This is a genomic window from Pseudomonas sp. W2Jun17 (genome assembly GCF_023127795.1).
GTDB classification, from domain to species: Bacteria; Pseudomonadota; Gammaproteobacteria; order Pseudomonadales; family Pseudomonadaceae; genus Aquipseudomonas; species Aquipseudomonas synxantha_A.
Genome location: NZ_SPKO01000003.1, coordinates 45,837 through 65,608, shown reverse-complemented (window position 1 = coordinate 65,608; position 19,772 = coordinate 45,837). Strand labels below are relative to the sequence as shown.

The following is a 19,772-nucleotide window of genomic DNA, read 5'->3' as shown; positions in this document are numbered from 1 at the left end:
CCTGAAAGGCAGGCGCAAGTCGGCCAATGTAGCGGCTGACGGGGCGCTTGCCTAGTGCCCGCTGCCGGGCGGGGCAAGGAACCTGTTCTCCAAAAGCATACAAATCCAATGTGGGAGGGGGCTTGCCCCCTCCCACATTTAGATTTGTGCTGTATTTGAGTTATTCATCATTGTCGATCACTGGCGAACGCGTTACCTGCGTTGTCGGAAAATGGCAGGTAAACGTACTGCCATGCCCCAGCACGCTGCTGATTTCCAGGCGCGCCCGATGGCGCAACAACACATGCTTGACGATCGCCAGGCCGAGCCCCGTGCCGCCGGTGTTGGAGTTGCGGCTGGAGTCAACGCGGTAGAAACGTTCGGTGAGGCGCGGCAGATGCTTGGCGTCGATGCCGATACCCGAGTCCTGCACGCTCAGGTGCGCGCCCTGTTCGTCGGCCCACCAGCGAATACGGATATTGCCCTTGTCCTGGGTGTACTTCACCGCGTTGAACACCAAATTGGAGAACGCGCTGCGTAACTCGCCCTCACTGCCCTTGAGCAGCACCGTTGGGTCGGCTTCCAGGGTGATCTGCTGGCCGCGTTCGCCGGAGAGCGCCTGGGCGTCATTCTTGATGGTGTGCAGCAGGCTTTGCACTGCCACCGGGTGGTTATCCGAGGGGTAATCGGTGGCTTCAAGCTTGGCCAAAAGCAGCAAGTCGTTGAGCAGGGTCTGCATCCGCGAGCCTTGCTGCTGCATCTGCTGCAGGGCGCGGCTCCAGCGCGGGTTGATCTCGTCGACGTTGTCCAGCAGCGTCTCCAAGTAGCCGCAGATCACCGTCAGCGGTGTGCGAAGCTCGTGGGAGACGTTGGCGACGAAGTCCTTGCGCATCTGTTCAAGCTGATGGATGCGGGTCACATCACGCACCAGCATCAAGTGCTCATTGTTGCCATAGCGCGTCAGGTACAGCTGGATGCGTACGCGGTCGTTGGTGGGCGACGGGATTTCCAGGGCTTCTTCGTAGTTGTCCTGCTCGAAGTATTCCTTGAAGCGCGGGTGGCGCACCAGGTTGGTCACCGGCTGGCCGCTGTCCTGTGGCGTCTTGAGACCCAGCAGGGTTTCGGCGGCGCGGTTCCACCATTCCAGGTTGCCGTCGCTGTCGAGCATGATCACGGCGTCCTTGAGCGCCGCGGTGGATTCCTGCACCCGGTCGATCACCGCTTGCAGGCGCCCGCGTACCCGTTGGTCGCGACGTTGCAGGTGGTAGATGCTGTCGAACACCTCACCCCACAGGCCATAGCCATCGGGCGGCGCCTCGTCGGGTTTGTGCTGGCGCAGCCATTCATGCAGGCGCAGCAATTGTTTGAGGGTCCAGCCCAGGTACAACGCGATGCCGGCGGCCAGGCTCCAGCCGTAATAGCCACTGATCAGCCCGACCAGCAGGCAAGCAGTGATCAACAGAAGCATGTGGCGGATCAGGGTGCCATGCCAGTTCTGGTTCACTTAAACATGCGTCCTTGTCAGCTGTTAAGGGAGGAAGGGGCTGGCTCAGCTTTTGGTGGAAAACCGATAGCCGGTGCCGCGCACGGTTTGTACCAGATTCTCGTACGCGTCGCCCAAGGCTTTGCGCAAGCGGCGGATATGCACGTCCACGGTGCGCTCCTCCACATACACATTGCCGCCCCACACCTGGTCCAGCAATTGGCCGCGGGTGTAGGCGCGCTCCTGGTGGGTCATGAAGAATTGCAGCAATCGGTATTCGGTCGGGCCCATCTCGGCGGGCTTGCCGTCGATGGTCACGCGGTGGCTGATCGGGTCCAGAATCAGGCCGTCGACTTCGATCGGCGCTTCGCCATCGGTCGGGCCGGCACGGCGCAATACGGCTTTGAGGCGCGCCACCAGCTCCCGAGGGGAAAAAGGTTTGGTGATGTAGTCATCGGCGCCCACTTCCAGGCCCTGGATCTTGTTGTCCTCTTCACCCTTGGCGGTGAGCATGATGATTGGGATATCCCCGGTCAGTTCGTCACGCTTGAGGCGCCGGGCCAACTCGATGCCGGACGTGCCGGGCAGCATCCAGTCGAGCAGGATCAGGTCCGGCTTGCGGTCGACGATAATGGCGTGGGCCTGCTGGGAGTTTTCCGCCTCCAGGCAGTCATAGCCGGCCATTTCCAACGCAACGGCGATCATCTCGCGAATGGGCGCTTCGTCGTCAACAATCAGAATGCTCCTGCCAACCATGCTCAAAATCCTCTTGTCATTTAACTGTCTTGCGCCGCATTAGATAACGGAATTATTGCAGTCGTGTGACAGTAATTTAGTCGCTTGGGCAATTCAGGGCACTCTGGACTACCCTTTGGGTCCGAATCCTGACAACCACAAAAGGAAGGTTCCGATGACTTACAGCACGATTTCCTGGAAAGCCCTGCTGCTATCCGCAGCCTTGGCGCTGCCAGGCCTGGCGTTTGCGGCAGAGCCTGCGATGACTAAAGAAGGGATGTTGGTGGATCACAAGGGCATGACGCTCTACACCTTCGACAAGGACGCCGATGGCAAGTCAGTGTGCAAGGACCAGTGCGCGACCAACTGGCCGCCGTTGAAGGCCGAGTCCACCGACACCACGACCGGTGACGGTGATTGGACGGTGATCACCCGCGACGACCAGACAAGCCAGTGGGCCTACAAAGGCAAGCCTGTCTACACCTACAAGGACGACAAGAAAGCCGGTGACAAGACCGGGGATGGCAAGGGTGGCGCCTGGCACATCATCAAGCCTTAAGTCTGCGGTGCTGCTGAATCCATCGGGGGCAAGCCCCCGATGGCGTCAGTCCTGCACTACCGAACCGCGTAATCCACCACAATCCCGACAAAAATCGCCAACCCCGCCCAATGGTTATGCAAGAACGCCCTGAAGCACTTCATACGGTCCCTGTCCCGGGTGTACCAGAACTCCCAGGCAAAACAGCCCGCCGCCGCCAGCAACCCCAGTTGGAACCAACCCCCCAGTTCAAACCGCGTGCCGGCCAGCAACAGGCACACCAGCGACAGCCCTTGCAGGGTCAGGATGATCACGCGATCAGCATCACCAAACAGAATGGCGGTGGATTTCACCCCGATCTTCAAGTCGTCATCACGGTCGGTCATGGCGTAATAGGTGTCGTAGCCCACGGTCCACAACAGGTTGGCGATATACAGCAACCACGCGGTAGCGGGCAGATGGCCGGTCTCGGCGGTAAACGCCATCGGCATGCCCCAGGAAAACGCCGCGCCCAGCACTACCTGCGGGTAATAGGTGTAGCGCTTCATGAACGGGTAGCTGGCTGCCAGCGCCAGGCCGCCCAGGGATAGCAGGATAGTGCTGGCGTTAGTCAGCAGCACCAGCAGGAAGCTGATACCCATCAACACGGCAAAAAACACCAATGCCTCTTTCGAGCTGATCTTGCCGCTCACCAGTGGGCGTTGCTCGGTGCGCTTCACATGGCCATCGACCTTGCGGTCAGCCCAATCATTGATCACGCAGCCACCGGCGCGGGTCAGCACCACGCCCAACACGAAAATCACGATATTAAGCAGCGACGGCGAGCCCTTGCCGGCGATCCACAGTGCCCACAATGTCGGCCACAGCAACAGGTAGATGCCAATGGGCTTGTCCATGCGCGTCAACTGAATGAAATCCCAGGCCCTGGGGTTCAGGCGGTTCAAGGACTTGAGCAGACGTTGATACATCAGCAGTTCTCCGGATGGTCATGCAGCGCGTGCCAGAAACTCGGCAGGAAGACTTCTGCCACCAGCACGCTCAGCGCGCCGCGATCGAAGCGAGAGCGGCGCGCCCACAAACCGTCGGTCTGGTCCGCTGCCGGCAGGCATGGGCGAGGGTAATGGCACACTTCGATGGCCTGGCGGGTAAAGGCGCGGTCGCAGAACAACAGCTCCCCCAGCGAGCGACTGCCCAGCTCGTCCATGTGCAGCCCGTCGCCCTGCAAGGCACTGCGCGCCGCCACGCTGCGGGCAAACACCCACGGCTGGTCATGCCCACGCAGGTACACCTCGCGCACCCAGCCGATGCTGGCCGGGGCCAGGCCCAGGGCGGCACATTCATCGTCGCGCAATGGCTGCCAGCCTTCGAACAGCGGCGTCACGCTGAAACCGTCGTTGGACAGCCCTGTCAGCCGTCGCGTCAGCGAGCCTTCGTCAAACAGCCAGTTGAGGGTCAAGGGCGTGGGCAAGGGACTCAGAAGGCTCTGGGTCAGCCATTGGCAAGCATCGGAAGGGGCGATTGAGTGCGGCACGGTGAGTCAGTATTGGCAGCAAAAGAGGCGGTGAGCTTACCATGGCACCCTGAACTTTTGCCGCGCCAAACCGGCCGTTTGCGTCGATCGTGCTTGCATCTGCCGGCCTCGATCAGTACAAAACGCCCTGAGCCGTGCGGCAACGCTGGATCCATCGACCGCCGGCCAAAATGCCTGGACTTGAGGAAGCACGTAATGAAGAAGTGGCAATGTATCGTCTGTGGCTTGATCTACAACGAAGCGGACGGCTGGCCGGATGACGGAATAGCTCCGGGCACGCTGTGGCAAGACGTCCCGGAAGACTGGCTGTGCCCGGACTGCGGCGTGGGCAAAATGGATTTCGAAATGATCGAAATCGGCTAATTCTTAGTTTAAGACACGTACTACAAGGAGAAAGGAATGAACGCACCCGTCGTGATCATCGGCACAGGATTGGCCGGTTACAACGTAGCCCGGGAGTTTCGCAAGCTCGACAGCGAGACCCCATTGCTGCTGATCACCGCGGATGACGGGCGCTCCTACTCCAAGCCCATGCTCTCCACCGGCTTTGGCAAGAACAAGGAAGCCGATGGCCTGAGCATGGCCGAACCCGGCGCCATGGCCGAGCAGCTCAAGGCCGAAGTGCGCACCCATACACGTGTCAGCGGCATCGACGCAGGCCACAAGCGCCTGTGGATCGGCGAGGAAGCGGTGGCCTACCGCGACCTGGTCCTGGCCTGGGGCGCAGAAACCGTGCGCGTACCGGTTGAAGGCGATGGGGCTGAACTGATTTTTCCGATCAACGACCTGGAAGACTACGCGCGCTTTCGCGCCGCGGCTGCCGGCAAACGTCGCGTGTTGTTGCTTGGCGCTGGCCTGATCGGCTGCGAATTTGCCAACGACCTGATCCTCGGCGGCTATGAAATCGACCTGGTCGCACCCTGTGAGCAGGTCATGCCGACCCTGCTGCACCCGGCGGCTGCCGCAGCGGTGCAAGCCGGGCTGGAAGGCATCGGCGCGCGTTTCCACCTGGGCCCGGTGCTCAATCGCCTGCAACGCACGGCTGATGGCCTTGAGGCGCACCTGTCGGACGGTGATGTGATCCACTGTGACCTGGTGGTGTCCGCCATCGGCCTGCGTCCTCGTGTAGACCTGGCCGCCGCCGCCGGCCTGCAAATCAATCGCGGGATCATGGTGGACCGTCACCTCAAGACGTCCCACGCCAACATCTACGCCCTGGGCGACTGCGCCGAGGTCGACGGCTTGAACCTGCTGTACGTGATGCCACTGATGAGCTGCGCCCGTGCCCTGGCGCAAACCTTGGCCGGCAACGCCACGGCGGTGAGCTATGGGCCTATGCCGGTCACCGTGAAAACCCCGGTCTGCCCGCTGGTGGTGTCACCTGCGCCACGGGGCACCGAAGGTGTGTGGAGCGTCGAAGGGCAGGGCGCCGACATCAAGGCCCTGTGTCGCGACGCCAGCGGCCGCCTGCTGGGATACGCGCTGACCGGCAGCGCCGTCATGGAAAAACTGGCCCTGAACAAAGAACTTCCGCCATTGCTGGCGTAAATGCCAGCCGTTCTGTCGGAATCAGCACCGTTTCGCCTGTAGAAAGGTCGCCGGGAGACTGGCGGAGCGTGCGAGGGCGTGCCATCCTCACTCCCGTCTGCCGCAGAGTAGAGCCTGCGGCGCCTTGGGCGCTGCTCCACCAGAGAGCAGCACGGACATAACAACAAAAAACCGTCAAAGAGGCTTCATTTATGCGTAAACCAGATCTCGCAGCCGCCATCGCTGAAAAAGCAGACCTCACCAAAGAGCAGGCCAACCGCGTCCTTAACGCCGTACTCGAAGAAATCACCGGCGCCCTGCACCGCAAGGACAGCGTCACCCTGGTGGGTTTCGGCACCTTCCTGCAACGCCACCGCGGCGCCCGCACCGGCAAGAACCCGCAAACCGGTGAGCCTGTGAAGATCAAGGCAAGCAACACCGTCGCGTTCAAACCGGGCAAGTCGCTCAAAGACAGCGTCAACCCGTAAGTTAAGCGGTACCGTCTCGAAGGGAGGCGGGGCGGTAAAGAAAATGGGCACGCCGACTGGGTCGGGTGCCCATTTTTGTTGGGTGCCGATACGTATGCCAGATTAAGCCAGCTCGCCTAATCGCATTTTCAGAGCGTCGATTTGTTCCTCCACGGCGTTGATAACATCGGCGCTGTCGCCCCACATATCAAGAAACCCCCATTCGTCATTGGGCGGGTCAATCAGTTGGGTCAGAATTGAAATAGCCTGCTCGATCAGGGGTTTGAGTTCTGCCAGATACTCGGCTGGCCATATATAGGGGTTGCCTAGGGTTTGTAATAGATAACAGGCAGCCCTAAAGGCGTCATAACGTTCTTCAGCGGGATTAAACTGGCTGATTTCGTTGATCAAGACCGCAAAATTTTGTTGTTTCCAGAATTCCTGAAACCAGTCCGCGGCTTCATCGTTTTCCCAAGGGTTGTAATTCCAGGCGCCCATTTTTGACTCCTTAGCCACATTTTCCGAATCGTGATGGTTTAGATTTTTCTGTTGCGACCCAGTTGGGGTTTTTGAATAGCTCACGTGTACCGGCAGGCGCTCGAAGGTTAGAGGTTTTCCCGCCGTCTACGCTCCTGCCGCCATTTCGCACAATTTCACTGGCTTCGACCTTATAGATTTCCTGGGCGGTGGCCCCGTTCATACTGTGTAACTGTACCGAGCTGATTTTGTCAGCCGGCAGTTTTCCGGAAGCGACATGCTGACTCAGTCTTGAGCCGAAGGTTTGATCAGTAGTGGAACCTACGTAGAGCTTGCCATTTTTGTCAGTAAATCGATAAACACCGACTGATTTTGCATCCGCGCCAAGCGCCTCCAGGAGCGCTGGGTTAAGTCCAAGAGGATCGATCCAAGTCAGCGGGTTCGAGGCATAAGCGTAAAGATTCAAACCACCTGCCAGACCTATAGGGTCAGGTGTCGTAAAACGGCCAATGTCGGGGTCGTAATACCGCAAAGTATTGAAATGCAACCCGGTTTCTCGATCAAGATACTGACCCTGGAATCGCAGGTTCTGCTCCTCGATGAAGTACGCTTCGCGCACCTCTTCAAGAGGGGCGCCCCATACTTTGTAGCGCGCTTGCCAAACTATGAGCCCATCAGTCTCGGTGAGGTACTCTGGCAGTCCGTTCAGGTCATTGTGGTAATACCGCACACACTGGTGTTTCCCCGTACCGTCCACGCGAGCTAGCGGGTCATAGCTGTGATTGTCATATAGATAGAGGCTGGTCTGGCTATGCCGATGTTCCTGTAGAAGACGCAAGCCATCCCAGTCGAAGCGTGTTTCTCCCAGGCAGAGCTCATTGGCATCGTGCTCGGTTTTGCCAATACGCCGCCCAAGGGGGTCGTACACCATCCTCACAATCGTGTTCAGCGCGCCTTTCTGGCTACGCACTTCGATCAAGCGATGCTCGGCATTGTAAGTAAACCGTTGCAACCCCCGCGCCGTGCTGCTTTTCTCGATCATCCGCCCAAGGGCGTCGTACTTGTAACGTTTGTCTTGATAGGTGAGCAGGCGGTTATGCCTTACCAGACCACCTTGGGTCGGGCCGTCGAGCAAATTGGAGGCAGCATCATAGGCGTAGGTTTCGCTGTGTCCTACTTGGTGGTTGACGAGGATGCGTCCCGTACTGTCGTAGCCCAGAAGCTCTTGACGGTCAGTACGACGACGCCCGATCAGGTTATCGCTGGGGTCGTAGCAGTATTCAGTCTCAACCAACGGTGGCAACTGCCACGGTTGGTCAATACTACGGCGCTGTCGCGAGCGAACCCGTCCATTTCGATCATAGGCGGTACTCGTCTTGAGTTGGCCCTGAGTGCGCTGCACTTCGCGGTGCAAACGATCCCGCTCGAAGTCGCTGATGACCTTACCATCGAGATTCAACTGATGCAGGTGGCCACTGCCGTAGTAGAGGCGGTTCAGCCATCGTCCGTCGGGCAACCGGGTCTGAATCAGGTTGCCCAATTCGTCGTAGTGATGCTGCAAGGACCCCGCTGTGCTTTGCTCCTGCAGCAGTTGTCCCAGCGCGTCATAGCTGAAACCCAGTACCTGTTCTGCGCCGTCAAGCGCGGTGAAGGTGACGGCCACCAGTTGATCGTTCAGATCATGCTCATAAACGGTGGTGCCGTCCGCAGTGACTTTGCTGACCAGGCGCCCAATCGGATCTCGCTGAAACTGGTGTGACAACGCAGCTACCGGTTCGCCTTCCATCCCCGGCAGGTAGTCCACGGCTACGACATCATCCAGCGAATCATAGGTGTAGCAGCGCCGACTCTGGTCGAGGTCTTGCTGCTGCACCATACGGTCGGCCGCGTCCCATTCAAAGCGGTAGCTTTCTCCGTTCTCGTTTGTCAGCTTGCGAAGTCGCCCGTAGGCGTCATGATCGAACATGACCGTGCGGTTATGCGCATCCCAGCGTTGCTTGACCAGGCCGCGTACGTCATAGGCATAGCGCGTGGTGCTACCGGCCGGGTCGATATAAACCGTCAGATAACCATTGGTGCTACGTTGAAATTGCTCCACGCGACCGTCGGGAAGCTGGCATTCCAGCAATAGTCCCTGAGGTCCGTATCGGTAGCGCACCGACTCACCTTCGGCATTGGTCTGCACTACCAGATTGCCAAACGCATCGTATTGATAACGAGTCGGATAACCCGAGCAATCCACTTCTTCGACCAGTTGGCTCCACTCGTTCCAATGCAACGTTCTGGTCTTTTCCGTGGCGTCGATGATTTGCACCGGCTGACCGAAACCGTCATAGACGTAACGCGTACGGTTTCCCAAGGGGTCGATTTCTTCGATGCAGTTGCCACGCTGGTCGTAGCGATAATGCCAACTGTTGCCTGCCGGATCGGTTTCCACTTGGGGCAATGCCCAGTGTTCCAGCCACTGCGTGCCGCGGGTTCTGGACAGCGGATCGATGACGGCGCTCAGGTTGCCGGATGCGTCATAGTTGAAACGCCACTGGCCGTTTTGCGGGTCAATCGCGCCGAGCAACTGGCGATCTTCGCTCCATTCAAACTGCCACGTATGGCCCAGGTTATCGACGTAGCGAGTGATCTGGAACTGCGGGTTCCAATGCCGCGTGCTGACCCGCATCAGGCCGTCGGTCACGCGGGTAATGCCGGCGTCCAGATCGTAATCGAAGCGGTATTCATCGCCCGCGTCGGTCCAGTGCCGGCTGACGCGCCATTCCGGGCCGTCTGGCCCTGGTACTTCAGCCCATTGGTAGAAACAGCGCAAACCACTCGGCAATTGGTGCTCGGCCATGCGCCTGCCGCTGTCGTAGGCAAAGAGTCGAAGGGTTGTGCCTTGGGCATCCAATACTTCGGCAAGATCGCCGTTGCTGTCATAGCGATAACTGACAAGTACGTCGCTGCGTGCATCGAAATGGTCCTGGCGCAGGTAACGCCGTTCGATGTGGCTCACACGCCTAGGGTGTTCAGCCGCGTAGTTCAGTTCTACATGCATCAAGTCGTGGGTGTCGCGCAGGCGATACAGTCGGCCCTGACTGTCGTAGTCGAGGAAAATCCGGCCCTCATTACGATCACCCAGCAGATGCAAGCGCATCCGCGAGCTGTTCAGCGGGTCGGGCTCGAACAGGCGATACAGGCCGTCGATGCTTTCGACCAATACCGCGCCGTCGCCACTGCGCCTGACTGCAAGGCCTTGGCCCGGATCGAACCCTCCGCCGGACAACGGGATGTAACCGATCTCCAGGCGGCGTCCTTGTTCGTCGATGTAGACCAGGTTTTCGTCTGCTTCTATCTCGATCGACACCTCATACGCGACGCTCCATCCAGCGCCAAATAGGCCGTCCCGGCGTGTGTCGAGGCTGCTGTAAAAGCGCTGCCAATCTATCGGGAGCAATCCCGGCAACGTGAAGTCCAGTTCCTCGTCCCCGCCCAGGATCTTGGCCCCCGTCGCGCTGTGCACCGGATTGGGCGAGCCATTCATGGCGCCCTTGAGCGCAGAGGTGACCTTGGCGGTCCCATAAGAAATCGCTCCCCCCACCAGCGCACTTCCGATCATGCACGGCAGCTTGGTCCAGAAACACTTCACATTGCCCCGCAATGCCATCACCACGGCAATCGCCAGCCCCACCCCCGGCGTTTTCCCGCTACGAATCTCCTGCACCACAATGGTCTCGCCACCAATGCGCACATCCGGCGAAATCAGACCCTCAGCCGTGCCAATCTTGGCGTCACAGGTACTGCGATCCCCGCTGCGTGCCGCCGGCTGACCATTGATGAATACCGAGCTGGAACCCTCGGCAATGAATTGCAGCGGCATCGGCGGGTGCTTGTTGCACCCCACGGTATCCAGCGGGCACGGCTCTGTGCCGGGCGCAGGCGAGGCGACAGTCGGGCGCCACATCTGCGAGAAAAACTCCCCGGCCATATCCAGGAAGCTTGGCGCTGGCGGCTCGCTGGGCGCGACGGGCACAGCCGTCATCTTGCCGGCAGCGCGGGCAGCCTTTTTGCCATTGATGAACACGTTGTGCGAGCCGCTGGTGATGAACGCATCGATCACCGGCGGGAACACCCAGTTGGCGGCGGACTCGCACCAACTGGATATCTTCAGGTCCGCCCCCGTGAGGCCCGCGGTGATGCCGACGACCGCGCCGACCACCAAAACCAATGCAACACCGCCTGTGGCAATGGTTGCACCGGTCGCGAGGAACACCGCTCCGGCAACGGCCAGGCAGCCCACAGTAGTGATCGCCGCATAGGCGGCCACTTCCAGCACACCGCCGAGAATATCGGCCATCACCGAGGTGTGCAGCAGTGCGTCGCCTTCGCGGGCAGCCCAAAGATCGTCACTCATCGCTCAGGCTCGACTCAGGGCGTAGCAGTAAAATTGAGCGTGTTTTTCAGCGTTGCCCAATGAGCCGCCTCGGCAGGGCCCAGGGGCTGGGTCTTGACGTAGCTCAGTGCAATCAGTTGGCGGGTGCCGGGTATCTGCATTGCCAGCTGATATTGGTAAATGTTGTCGCTGCCTTTGTTGAAACGGTTCTGTACTTCAAAGGCGTCGATGTCCTGCGTCGGACCGACCTTGACCGCTTGTGCAGGGGAATAGCGCAGATCCTTGACCTGCTGCTCGAGTTTTTTCAGCTGGCCTTCGAAATTGCTTTGCAGGCTCTCGCCGTCCGCCAACGGGCTGCGGCTCACCACTAGGGTGGTGCCCAGCTTGGCGAACTTGAGGATATTGATCGAGGTGTCCTGTACCTCGGCATCGGGCAGGGTGAATTGGGCTTCGTTGATCAGGTAATTCATGGTGAAGAAGTCTCGTTATTGACCAGCGCCGGGCTTGCCGGGGAATTTTGATTCGACGGCGGACTTGATCGTGTCTTGCACGCCCTGGGCGCCGGGCGATGTGCCCTTGTCACTGCCCAGGTTGATGTCCAGTTTGCCCTTTGTCTGGATCTTGCTGCTGCCGGTGGAAAACAGGTTGAACGAGCCGCAGGTCAGGTTGATATCCCCGCCTGCCTTGAGCTCGATCACACTGTCGCCGCACACCAGGCGAATACTCTCGCCGGCCTCGATGGTGTAGTGCGTGGCGGCGCTGTCGGACTTGGCGCCACCCACGATCACCGTGTCGTTGTTGCGCACAACCCGCAGACGATTGCTGCCGATGGTCACCGTCTCGTTATGGCCAATACTCTTGTTGCGGTCATGCCCCACCGAGTGGCTTTCATCCACCTCCACCACGATGTCCTGATTGCGCTCGGCATGGATATACAACTGCTCCAGACCCTTCTTGTCCTCCATGCGGATTTCATTGAAGTTGGCCGGCGTGCCGCCTTTGCTGGAGCGGCTTTTCATGCCGCTCTGGGTGGCGTTTTCCGGTAGGTCGTAAGGCACAGTCTGCTCGGCGTTGTACACCCGCCCGGTGATGATCGGGCGGTCCGGATCGCCTTCAAGGAAGCTGACGATCACTTCCTGGCCGATTCGTGGAATCTGCATCGAGCCCCAGTTCTTGCCGGCCCAGGATTGCGACACACGGATCCAGCACGAGCTGTTCTCGTTGGATTGGTCGTGGCGGTCCCAGTAGAAATGCACCTTCACGCGGCCGTACTGGTCGGTCCAGATTTCCTCGCCTTTGGGGCCCACCACCAATGCAGTCTGCGGGCCTTTGACGATAGGGCGATGGGTGTTGGCCAGTGGGCGGAAACTCTGTTGGGCGTCGATGCAGGTCAGGCTGCTTTCGAATTGCGCCGAACCGGAGCCGCCGCCGCTCTCCAGGCTTTCCTGGACGATGTAGTAGCGACAGCCGACGATCAGGTATTCGCGGTTCTGATCCTGACGACTGAAGCCGGTGAGGCTGAACAGGTGGCCCGACCCCAGGCCACGCGCATTGCCGGCGAACTCGATCTGCTCGTGCAGGGTTTGCAGGGCTTCGATGCGGGTACGTGCGTAGTGTTCGCCGTCGGCGCTTTGCACGTAGGTGCCGGGGTAGTCGTACAGCGGATAGTCGCCGCCGGTGTGTGGGCGCGGCATGGCCGAGCGCACGTCGATGCTCGCGCTGGGGCGTTGGAAGTCGTAGTCGTTGAGCTCCAGCGAACCCGGCTGCACCTCCTGCGCCAAGTGCCAGTTGTGCATATGGTCGCGTTCGCGTTGCTGCTCGTCCTTGGGGTAGTAGGGGATCGATCCGTAGCCCGGCACCGTGGTGTGGGCGCCATAGGCGTCGGCCAGCACCAGAACGTGGCGATCCTGTTCATGGCGAAAGAAGTAGTAGATGCCTTCTTGTTCCATCAGGCGGCTGACGAAATCGAAGCTGGTCTCGCGGTACTGCACGCAGTATTCCCACTCGCGATACGGTCGGCTCAGGGCGTCTTCGAAATCGGAAAAACCCAGGTCGCGGAACACCTGCTTGATGATCTGCGGGATGCTCAGGTTCTGGAAAATCCGGCAATCGGAGGTGCGGCTGAGCAACCACAGCCATGGGCGCAGGGTGACCTGGTAACTGGCGAACTGACCCTGGTCGATGTTCTGGCTGCAACGCGCGACGATGCCGTGAAAGTGCCGCTCGCCACCGTCCGCCAGTTGCAGGCCCACGCTCATGGGCTTGCCGAGCAACTGGTTGAGGTCGATGTTGGCGTCCAGGGACGTCAGTTGCAGCTCATAGTTGAACAGCCTTCCTAACTCTTCACCGCCGCCCATTTCGTTGAGCAACAGCACATCCGGCCCGAGAGGGCTGGTGATCTTGGCCAGGCGTGAGGCTTGGTTGAATAGCATCGGTTAACCCGTAAGTGTCGTAATAACTGAAGAAACCGAATCCAATGTGGGAGCTGGCTTGCCTGCGATAGCAATTGAACATTCAACATTGATGTTGACTGATACACCGCTATCGCAGGCAAGCCAGCTCCCACATTTTGACCGTGTCCCGTCAGGTCAATCTGCGTCGCTGAAGTCGTAGTGCAATTCATTATCCCGGCTGCTGATCCGCACCCCCGCCAGCGCCTTGCCTTCCAACATGCGCGTGAGGAACTCACGGCTCATGTCCGGCAGCAGGCTGTTGGTGAGGATAGTGTCGATCATGCGCCCACCGCTTTCGGTTTCAGTGCAGCGCGAGACGATCAAATCGACCACCGCATCGTCGTAGTCAAAGGCGACTTTGTGGGTGTTCTCCACGCGCTTCTTGATGCGGTTCAGTTGCAGGCGCGTGATCGCCTTGAGCATCTCGTCGCTCAGCGGGTAGTAGGGAATGGTCACCAAACGTCCCAGCAGCGCCGGTGGGAAAATCTCCAGCAACGGCTGGCGCAGGGCCTTGGCGATTTCTTCCGGCTCGGGAATGTTCGCCGGGTCCTTGCAGACGTGGGAGATCAGCTCGGTACCGGCGTTGGTAGTCAGCAGGATCAGGGTATTCTTGAAGTCGATCACTCGGCCTTCGCCGTCTTCCATCACGCCCTTGTCGAACACCTGGAAGAAGATCTCATGCACGTCCGGGTGAGCTTTTTCCACCTCGTCCAACAGCACCACGCTGTAGGGCTTGCGCCGCACCGCTTCGGTCAGCACGCCGCCTTCGCCGTAGCCGATATAGCCCGGTGGCGCACCCTTGAGGGTGGACACGGTGTGGGCTTCCTGGAACTCGCTCATGTTGATGGTGATGACGTTCTGCTCGCCGCCGTACATGGCTTCGGCCAGTGCCAGGGCGGTTTCGGTCTTGCCCACACCCGAGGTGCCGGCGAGCATGAACACGCCAATCGGCTTGCTCGGGTTGTCGAGGCCGGCACGGGAGGTCTGGATGCGCTTGGCGATCATTTGCAGCGCGTGGTCCTGGCCGATGATGCGTTTTTTCAGATGCTGGTCGAGGTTGAGCACGGTCTCCAGTTCGTTGCGCGCCATGCGGCCCACCGGGATGCCGGTCCAGTCGGCGACCACCGAGGCCACGGCCTGGTAATCCACGGTCGGCAGGATCAGCGGGGTTTCGCCTTGCAGGGCGGTGAGGCGTTGTTGCAGGTCGATCAGTTGCGTGCGGAGTTCATCGCTGCCGCTATCTACGACGCCGGCCTTTTCGCGCAAGGTGGCACGGGTGGCGAGCAGTTCATCCACCAGGGCTTTCTCTTCGGCCCAACGGTTTTCCAGGGTCGCCAGGCGCTCGCGCTCGGTGCTCAACAGGGCTTCGCTGTTGCTCTGGCGCGTACCAATGGCAATGCCGATGGCCTGTTCGCGGGCGATGATTTGCAGTTCGGTTTCCAGCGCTTCGATGCGGCGACGGCTGTCGTCCACTTCGGCGGGCACTGCGTGCAGGCTGATGGCGACACGGGCGCAGGCAGTGTCCAGCAGGCTAACGGACTTGTCCGGTAACTGGCGCGCCGGGATGTAGCGGTGCGACAGCTTCACCGAGGCTTCCAGGGCTTCATCGAGGATCTGCACCTGGTGGTGTTTTTCCATGGTCGAGGCCACGCCGCGCATCATCAGCAGCGCTTTGTCTTCCGACGGCTCAGCCACTTGCACCACCTGGAAGCGACGGGTCAGGGCCGGGTCTTTTTCGATGTGCTTCTTGTACTCGGCCCAGGTGGTGGCGGCCACGGTACGCAAGGTGCCACGGGCGAGGGCGGGCTTGAGCAGGTTGGCCGCGTCGCCAGTGCCGGCGGCACCACCGGCGCCCACCAGGGTATGGGCTTCGTCGATAAACAAGATGATCGGCTTGGGCGACGCCTGCACGTCTTCAATGACCTGGCGCAGGCGCTGTTCGAACTCGCCCTTCATGCTGGCGCCGGCTTGCAGCAGGCCCACGTCGAGGCTACGCAGTTCCACGTCTTTCAAGGCGGGCGGCACATCACCGGCGACGATGCGCAGGGCGAAACCTTCGACCACGGCGGTCTTGCCCACCCCGGCCTCACCGGTGAGGATCGGGTTGTTCTGGCGCCGACGCATGAGGATATCCACCAGTTGGCGAATCTCTTCGTCACGGCCGACGATAGGGTCGAGCTTGCCGCTGCGGGCCTGTTCGGTCAGGTCGACGGTGAAGCGCTTGAGGGCTTCCTGCTTGCCCATCGCACTCGGCGCCATCGCACCACTGGCTTCACCCGGCACTGCTCCAGCATTGAAACCATCGCTGGCGCTCAAGGCATTTTCCGGCGAGTCGCCGACATACTCGTCAAAGCGCTCGCTCAAGGCTTCGGCCTTGATCTTGTCGAATTCGGCGGACAAGCCCAGCAGCGCGTGGCGCAGGCTCGGCGTTTTCAGAATGCCCAGCACCAGGTAACCGGTGCGCACCTGGCTTTCGCCAAACATCAGGCTGCCGTACACCCAGCCACGTTCCACCGCTTCTTCCACGTGGGAGGACAGGTCGGTGATGGAGGTCGAGCCGCGTGGCAGGCGGTCCAGGGCCTCGGTAAGGTCACGGGCCAGGCGCGCCGGTTCCAGGTTGAACTGGCGGATGATGCGGTGCAGGTCCGAGTCCTGCAATTGCAGCAACTGGTGAAACCAGTGGGCCAGCTCCACATACGGATTGCCCCGCAACTTGCAGAACACGGTGGCGGCTTCGATGGCCTTGTAGGCCACGCTGTTGAGTTTGCCGAACAGTGCGGCGCGACTGATTTCACCCATGCTCTGGATTCCTTGAGGTGGTGGCGTGGTCGGCGTAATGCCGGGCCAGGATTAGGTCGTTGGCGTCATGCGCAGGTTGGCCGAGCCAGGTATTGAAACCCAGGCGGAACTGGCCGTTGAGTTGCAGTGCCGGAACTTCGGGTTGTTGCAAAACCAGGTTCAGGTCCCAGTCCAGTTCATGGCCCAGGTACTCGGCCACCCAGGCCACCAGTTCGTTGAACGGTTGATGACCAGGCAGCATCCCCATGTAGTCGTCCAGCTTGAGTGGGCCCAGGCGAATGCGGAATTTATGCTGGCGGTCCCACACAAAGCGGCCCAGGCAAAAGTCCACGCCCAACTGGTTGGCGCTCACACCGACGCGGCTGCGCTCGGGCAATTCCAGCCATTGGCCGACGTATTCCTCGATCGCTACCGGCAGGCCGAAATACTCGCCGAGGATCGCCTTCAAACCGTCCGGGTAGCGGGTTTGCGCCGACAGGTGGCCGCTGTAGTGCAGCTTGGCGGTATCGGCAATCAACCCCTGATTGAGCAGGCTCGGCATACCCCGCCCACTCAGGGCGGCGAGGCGTGCGGACCAGTAGTCATCGTCCGGCCGGTCGTGGCTGACCGTCGGACGTGCCTCGGCCCAGGCTCGGTAGAACAGCGTCAGCAAGCGATGGTGGAACACATCCAGGAACTGCTTGCTGGTGCTGTCGGCGTTATTGCGCTGACGCTCGCGCACGTACTCGGTGATATGCAGCGGCAGCGGGCCGTTGGGGCCGCCGAGACCGAAGAAGAACTGCTCCAGGCGCGCCGGCTTGCCGTCGCCGCCGGGGTCGACCGACGCCAGCGTGGCCGGCGCGAAGGTGCAATCGGCCTGTTGCCCGAGGCGCAACGGGTCATCCGCCAGGCGCAGGGAATGGCCCAGGCGCGGCAGGTCCGGCGATTCGCACTCGATACGTCGCAGCGCCTGGAAGAAGTCATATTCCCAGGGCTCCTGATGCATCGCATCCAGGGTACTCACAGGGTCGGACGCCGTCCGGGCTTGGCTTTCCATCGCATGATCTCGCCGCGTTCGGTGGTACGGATCACCGTTTCGGTAAAGCTGTTGATCGACACATAACGTGCCAGGAAGCGCTCCAACACCGCACCGAGTAGAAACACACCGGTGCCGCGAAACGCGTTTTCATCGAATTGCAGGGTGATTTCCAGGCCCCGGCCAAATACGATCGGGCCAGGCATCGGCAGGCGCCGGGTCACCGCCTTGCTGCTGACTTCGCGCAAGCCTTCGATCTGCAATTGCAGGGCGGCGTCGTTGCTGTCGCCGTACAGGCGCAATAACTCACGCAGGGCGCCGGCACCCTGGCCCTGTTCGCTCAAAGACAGGTAATTGAGCGACAGCTGGCTGATCAGGCGCCAGGCCTTGGCATCGTGGGCATGGCTGGCGCGTGGGCGGCTGGGGCCTGCGACGCAACGCACTGAAAGCACCGGGGCGCTGTCGGCCAGGGTGAAATCGGTCTTGCCATTGCCCACGCTCATGAACAGCGGCAAGTCACGGTTGGTGCACAGCGCCGTGACGCCCAACTGGCGCAAATCATGGCCGTAGGGCGCCTGGCGGCTGTCCACCAGGCTGACAAAGGTTTCGCTGCCCACGTAGGTGGAGCGCGGACCGTTGCGGCGCTGGTCGCTGGACAGCACGCGTGGCTCGCGGCGCACCGTGTAGTAAGCCTGGTCACGGCCATAACGCGACGGATCACGCACTGCATAGAAGGGTAAAAACGGCTGCTCCGGCCCGGTGCCGTGGCCGGTGATGCCGCTCAACGAGTGAATCTCGAAATCCATCGGCCGCGTGCGGTCGGCGATCACGTGGTGTTCGTTGACCCGGTCAGACAAGTGGATGCGGTCTACACGTTTTGGGAACAGGTTGATCGCGGGGGTGCAGAAGGGCAAAAACTGCGCTGCGCCAACGCTGCCTTCCAGGCTCGGTTCGTGGCGGTCGAACAGCACGATCAGTTCCAGCTCCTGGCCGTCGCAACGCTTGACCGCCCGGCCCAGCTCGGCGAACTCGACGAACAGGAAGCGGTGGGGCAGGGCGAAGTATTCCTGCAACAACCGGTAGCCCTGGAACGCCCGCGCCACTACCGGCATCGCCGCGTCGGCATCGTCAAACCCACGGGAGCGCAACGCGTCTTGGGGCAAACGCTCAACCCAATCGCCGCCGGGTTGGCGTGCAAACACCGCGCAGGCATTGCCCAGCAGTTGTTCGTAGAGGCGGAATGGCTGCTCGTCGGCACCACTGAGGTACAGCGGCAGGTTATCCAGCTCAAGGCTGCTGAACGGCAATTCGGCGCCGGTGCGCAAGGTCAGGCGCAACCCCGCCTTGGCCTTCGGCTCACTGGCGGCCAGGCGACCGAGCACGGCGGCGGGGTTGCCGAAGTATTCGGCGTGACTGACCTGCAAGGGCCACAGCGTCACCGGATGTGCGGTGCGGTACTCGCAGCAGGTCTGGGTTTCGCGGCCCAGGGCGGCGCGCAGTACCGTGTCGCGGGGCAGGGGGAAACCGCTGGCCAGGGAGCCTTCATCCGGGTCGGTCTGCAATTGCACTACGGTCATCGACGGGGTGGGCGCCAGGTAGTGCGGGTAGGCGATTTCCAGCAGGTTGTGGGTGAAGGTCGGGTACTCGGCGTCGAGCTTGAGCTGCACCCGGGCCGTGAGGTAGGCAAAGCCTTCAAGCAAGCGTTCGACGTAGGGGTCGGCGCAGTCCATACCGGACAGGGTCAGCCGACTGGCGATTTTCGGGTATTCCTTGGCGAACTCGGCGGCGCTTTCGCGCACGTGGTGCAGTTCCTGGTTGTACAGCTCCAGCAGGCGCGGATTCATGGGCGTCTCCGCTGGTCGGCATTGACCACGCGTACGTGGCCGGACTCCAGGTCCAGGTCGGTTTGCAGCAGCAGGCGCAACGGCACTGGCTGCGCCCACAGGTCACCCTCAATCTCGAAACTCAGGGCGTTGTGGTTCATCTCGCCATGGCCGACACGGGCTTTGACCCGCAGGGTGTGGCGCAGGATGCGTGGCTCGAAGGTGGCGATGGCCTGGTAGATCAGGGCTTCCAGGGCCTTGATGTCGACGCTGGAAACGCTGTTGCCCGCCAGTGCCGGCAGGCCGTAATTGACCACCGAGGTACCGGCCGGGGTGTGCAGCGTCGCATCGGCATCAAGTAACGAGGTGGTGTTGAGCAGCCACGCCAGGTCACGCAGTACCGAGGCTTTCAATTGGGTCAGGGATAGCACGCGTTTGTCGGCGCTTTCCTTGGGATTGGTCGGGTCGTCGTCGGTCAGCCGGTCCAGCAGGGACGGTTGCAGACGGTCGCGGGAAGCGATTTCAGTTACCACCAAAGCAGCTCCACGGACGGGTTGCGAGAGA

16 protein-coding genes are annotated in these 19,772 nt (G+C 60.8%); 4 read left to right on the top strand and 12 right to left on the bottom strand.

Annotation, left to right across the window (positions count from 1 at the left end):
* Positions 1-160: 160 nt before the first annotated feature.
* Entirely contained in the window at positions 161-1,447 is a 1,287-nt protein-coding gene (gene phoR, locus E4O98_RS01250; RefSeq protein WP_236648093.1) for a phosphate regulon sensor histidine kinase PhoR, read from the bottom strand.
* A gap of 81 nt (positions 1,448-1,528) precedes the next feature.
* The gene (phoB, locus tag E4O98_RS01245) at positions 1,529-2,218 is read right to left on the bottom strand and encodes a phosphate regulon transcriptional regulator PhoB (protein WP_005792526.1); all 690 of its coding nucleotides are present in this window, start codon (positions 2,216-2,218) and stop codon (positions 1,529-1,531) included.
* A 154-nt stretch (positions 2,219-2,372) separates the two neighbouring features.
* On the opposite strand from phoB, the gene E4O98_RS01240 reads away from it, so the two are divergent.
* Positions 2,373-2,756 (top strand): hypothetical protein, encoded by a 384-nt coding sequence (locus E4O98_RS01240; protein ID WP_078822653.1) that lies wholly within the window; start codon positions 2,373-2,375, stop codon positions 2,754-2,756.
* A 56-nt stretch (positions 2,757-2,812) separates the two neighbouring features.
* Here the strand turns inward: E4O98_RS01240 and ubiA are convergent, their stop codons facing one another.
* Both ubiA and E4O98_RS01230 read right to left on the bottom strand, forming a co-directional pair.
* Entirely contained in the window at positions 2,813-3,703 is an 891-nt protein-coding gene (ubiA, locus tag E4O98_RS01235) for a 4-hydroxybenzoate octaprenyltransferase (RefSeq protein WP_148853784.1), read from the bottom strand.
* Positions 3,703-4,266 (bottom strand): chorismate lyase, encoded by a 564-nt coding sequence (locus E4O98_RS01230; RefSeq protein WP_103734136.1) that lies wholly within the window; start codon positions 4,264-4,266, stop codon positions 3,703-3,705. The genes ubiA and E4O98_RS01230 overlap by 1 nt, the downstream gene beginning before the upstream one ends.
* 195 nt (positions 4,267-4,461) lie before the next feature.
* Here E4O98_RS01230 and E4O98_RS01225 point away from each other — a divergent pair, with 195 nt between their 5' ends.
* From E4O98_RS01225 to E4O98_RS01215, 3 genes are all read left to right on the top strand, one after another.
* Complete coding sequence (locus E4O98_RS01225; RefSeq protein ID WP_002555879.1) at positions 4,462-4,629, top strand: rubredoxin; 168 nt, start codon at positions 4,462-4,464, stop codon at positions 4,627-4,629.
* A 36-nt stretch (positions 4,630-4,665) separates the two neighbouring features.
* Complete coding sequence (locus E4O98_RS01220; protein ID WP_103734137.1) at positions 4,666-5,814, top strand: FAD-dependent oxidoreductase; 1,149 nt, start codon at positions 4,666-4,668, stop codon at positions 5,812-5,814.
* A 191-nt stretch (positions 5,815-6,005) separates the two neighbouring features.
* Positions 6,006-6,281, top strand: a complete 276-nt coding sequence (locus tag E4O98_RS01215) for an HU family DNA-binding protein (protein WP_003195589.1) — start codon at positions 6,006-6,008, stop codon at positions 6,279-6,281.
* 102 nt (positions 6,282-6,383) lie between these two features.
* Here the strand turns inward: E4O98_RS01215 and E4O98_RS01210 are convergent, their stop codons facing one another.
* From E4O98_RS01210 to tssE, 8 genes are all read right to left on the bottom strand, one after another.
* A complete protein-coding gene (locus E4O98_RS01210) occupies positions 6,384-6,758 on the bottom strand; it encodes a DUF4259 domain-containing protein (protein WP_032878687.1) in 375 nt (124 codons plus the stop codon).
* Between the two features lie 10 nt (positions 6,759-6,768).
* On the bottom strand, positions 6,769-11,139 hold the full coding sequence (locus E4O98_RS01205) for an RHS repeat-associated core domain-containing protein (protein WP_248133964.1): 4,371 nt from the start codon (positions 11,137-11,139) through the stop codon (positions 6,769-6,771).
* Positions 11,140-11,153: 14 nt separating this feature from the next.
* On the bottom strand, positions 11,154-11,588 hold the full coding sequence (locus E4O98_RS01200; RefSeq protein WP_032878688.1) for a DcrB-related protein: 435 nt from the start codon (positions 11,586-11,588) through the stop codon (positions 11,154-11,156).
* Positions 11,589-11,603: 15 nt separating this feature from the next.
* The gene (locus E4O98_RS01195) at positions 11,604-13,550 is read right to left on the bottom strand and encodes a type VI secretion system Vgr family protein (RefSeq protein ID WP_032878689.1); all 1,947 of its coding nucleotides are present in this window, start codon (positions 13,548-13,550) and stop codon (positions 11,604-11,606) included.
* A 156-nt stretch (positions 13,551-13,706) separates the two neighbouring features.
* Positions 13,707-16,370 carry a type VI secretion system ATPase TssH gene (tssH, locus tag E4O98_RS01190; RefSeq protein ID WP_103734141.1) on the bottom strand — a complete coding sequence of 888 codons (2,664 nt, stop codon included), beginning with the start codon at positions 16,368-16,370 and terminating at the stop codon, positions 13,707-13,709.
* Complete coding sequence (gene tssG / locus E4O98_RS01185; protein WP_078822644.1) at positions 16,363-17,406, bottom strand: type VI secretion system baseplate subunit TssG; 1,044 nt, start codon at positions 17,404-17,406, stop codon at positions 16,363-16,365. The genes tssH and tssG overlap by 8 nt, the downstream gene beginning before the upstream one ends.
* On the bottom strand, positions 17,370-19,229 hold the full coding sequence (tssF, locus tag E4O98_RS01180; protein ID WP_032878692.1) for a type VI secretion system baseplate subunit TssF: 1,860 nt from the start codon (positions 19,227-19,229) through the stop codon (positions 17,370-17,372). The genes tssG and tssF overlap by 37 nt, the downstream gene beginning before the upstream one ends.
* A complete protein-coding gene (tssE, locus tag E4O98_RS01175) occupies positions 19,226-19,741 on the bottom strand; it encodes a type VI secretion system baseplate subunit TssE (RefSeq protein WP_005792513.1) in 516 nt (171 codons plus the stop codon). Before tssE ends, tssF begins: the two co-directional genes overlap by 4 nt.
* Positions 19,742-19,772 lie beyond the last annotated feature (31 nt).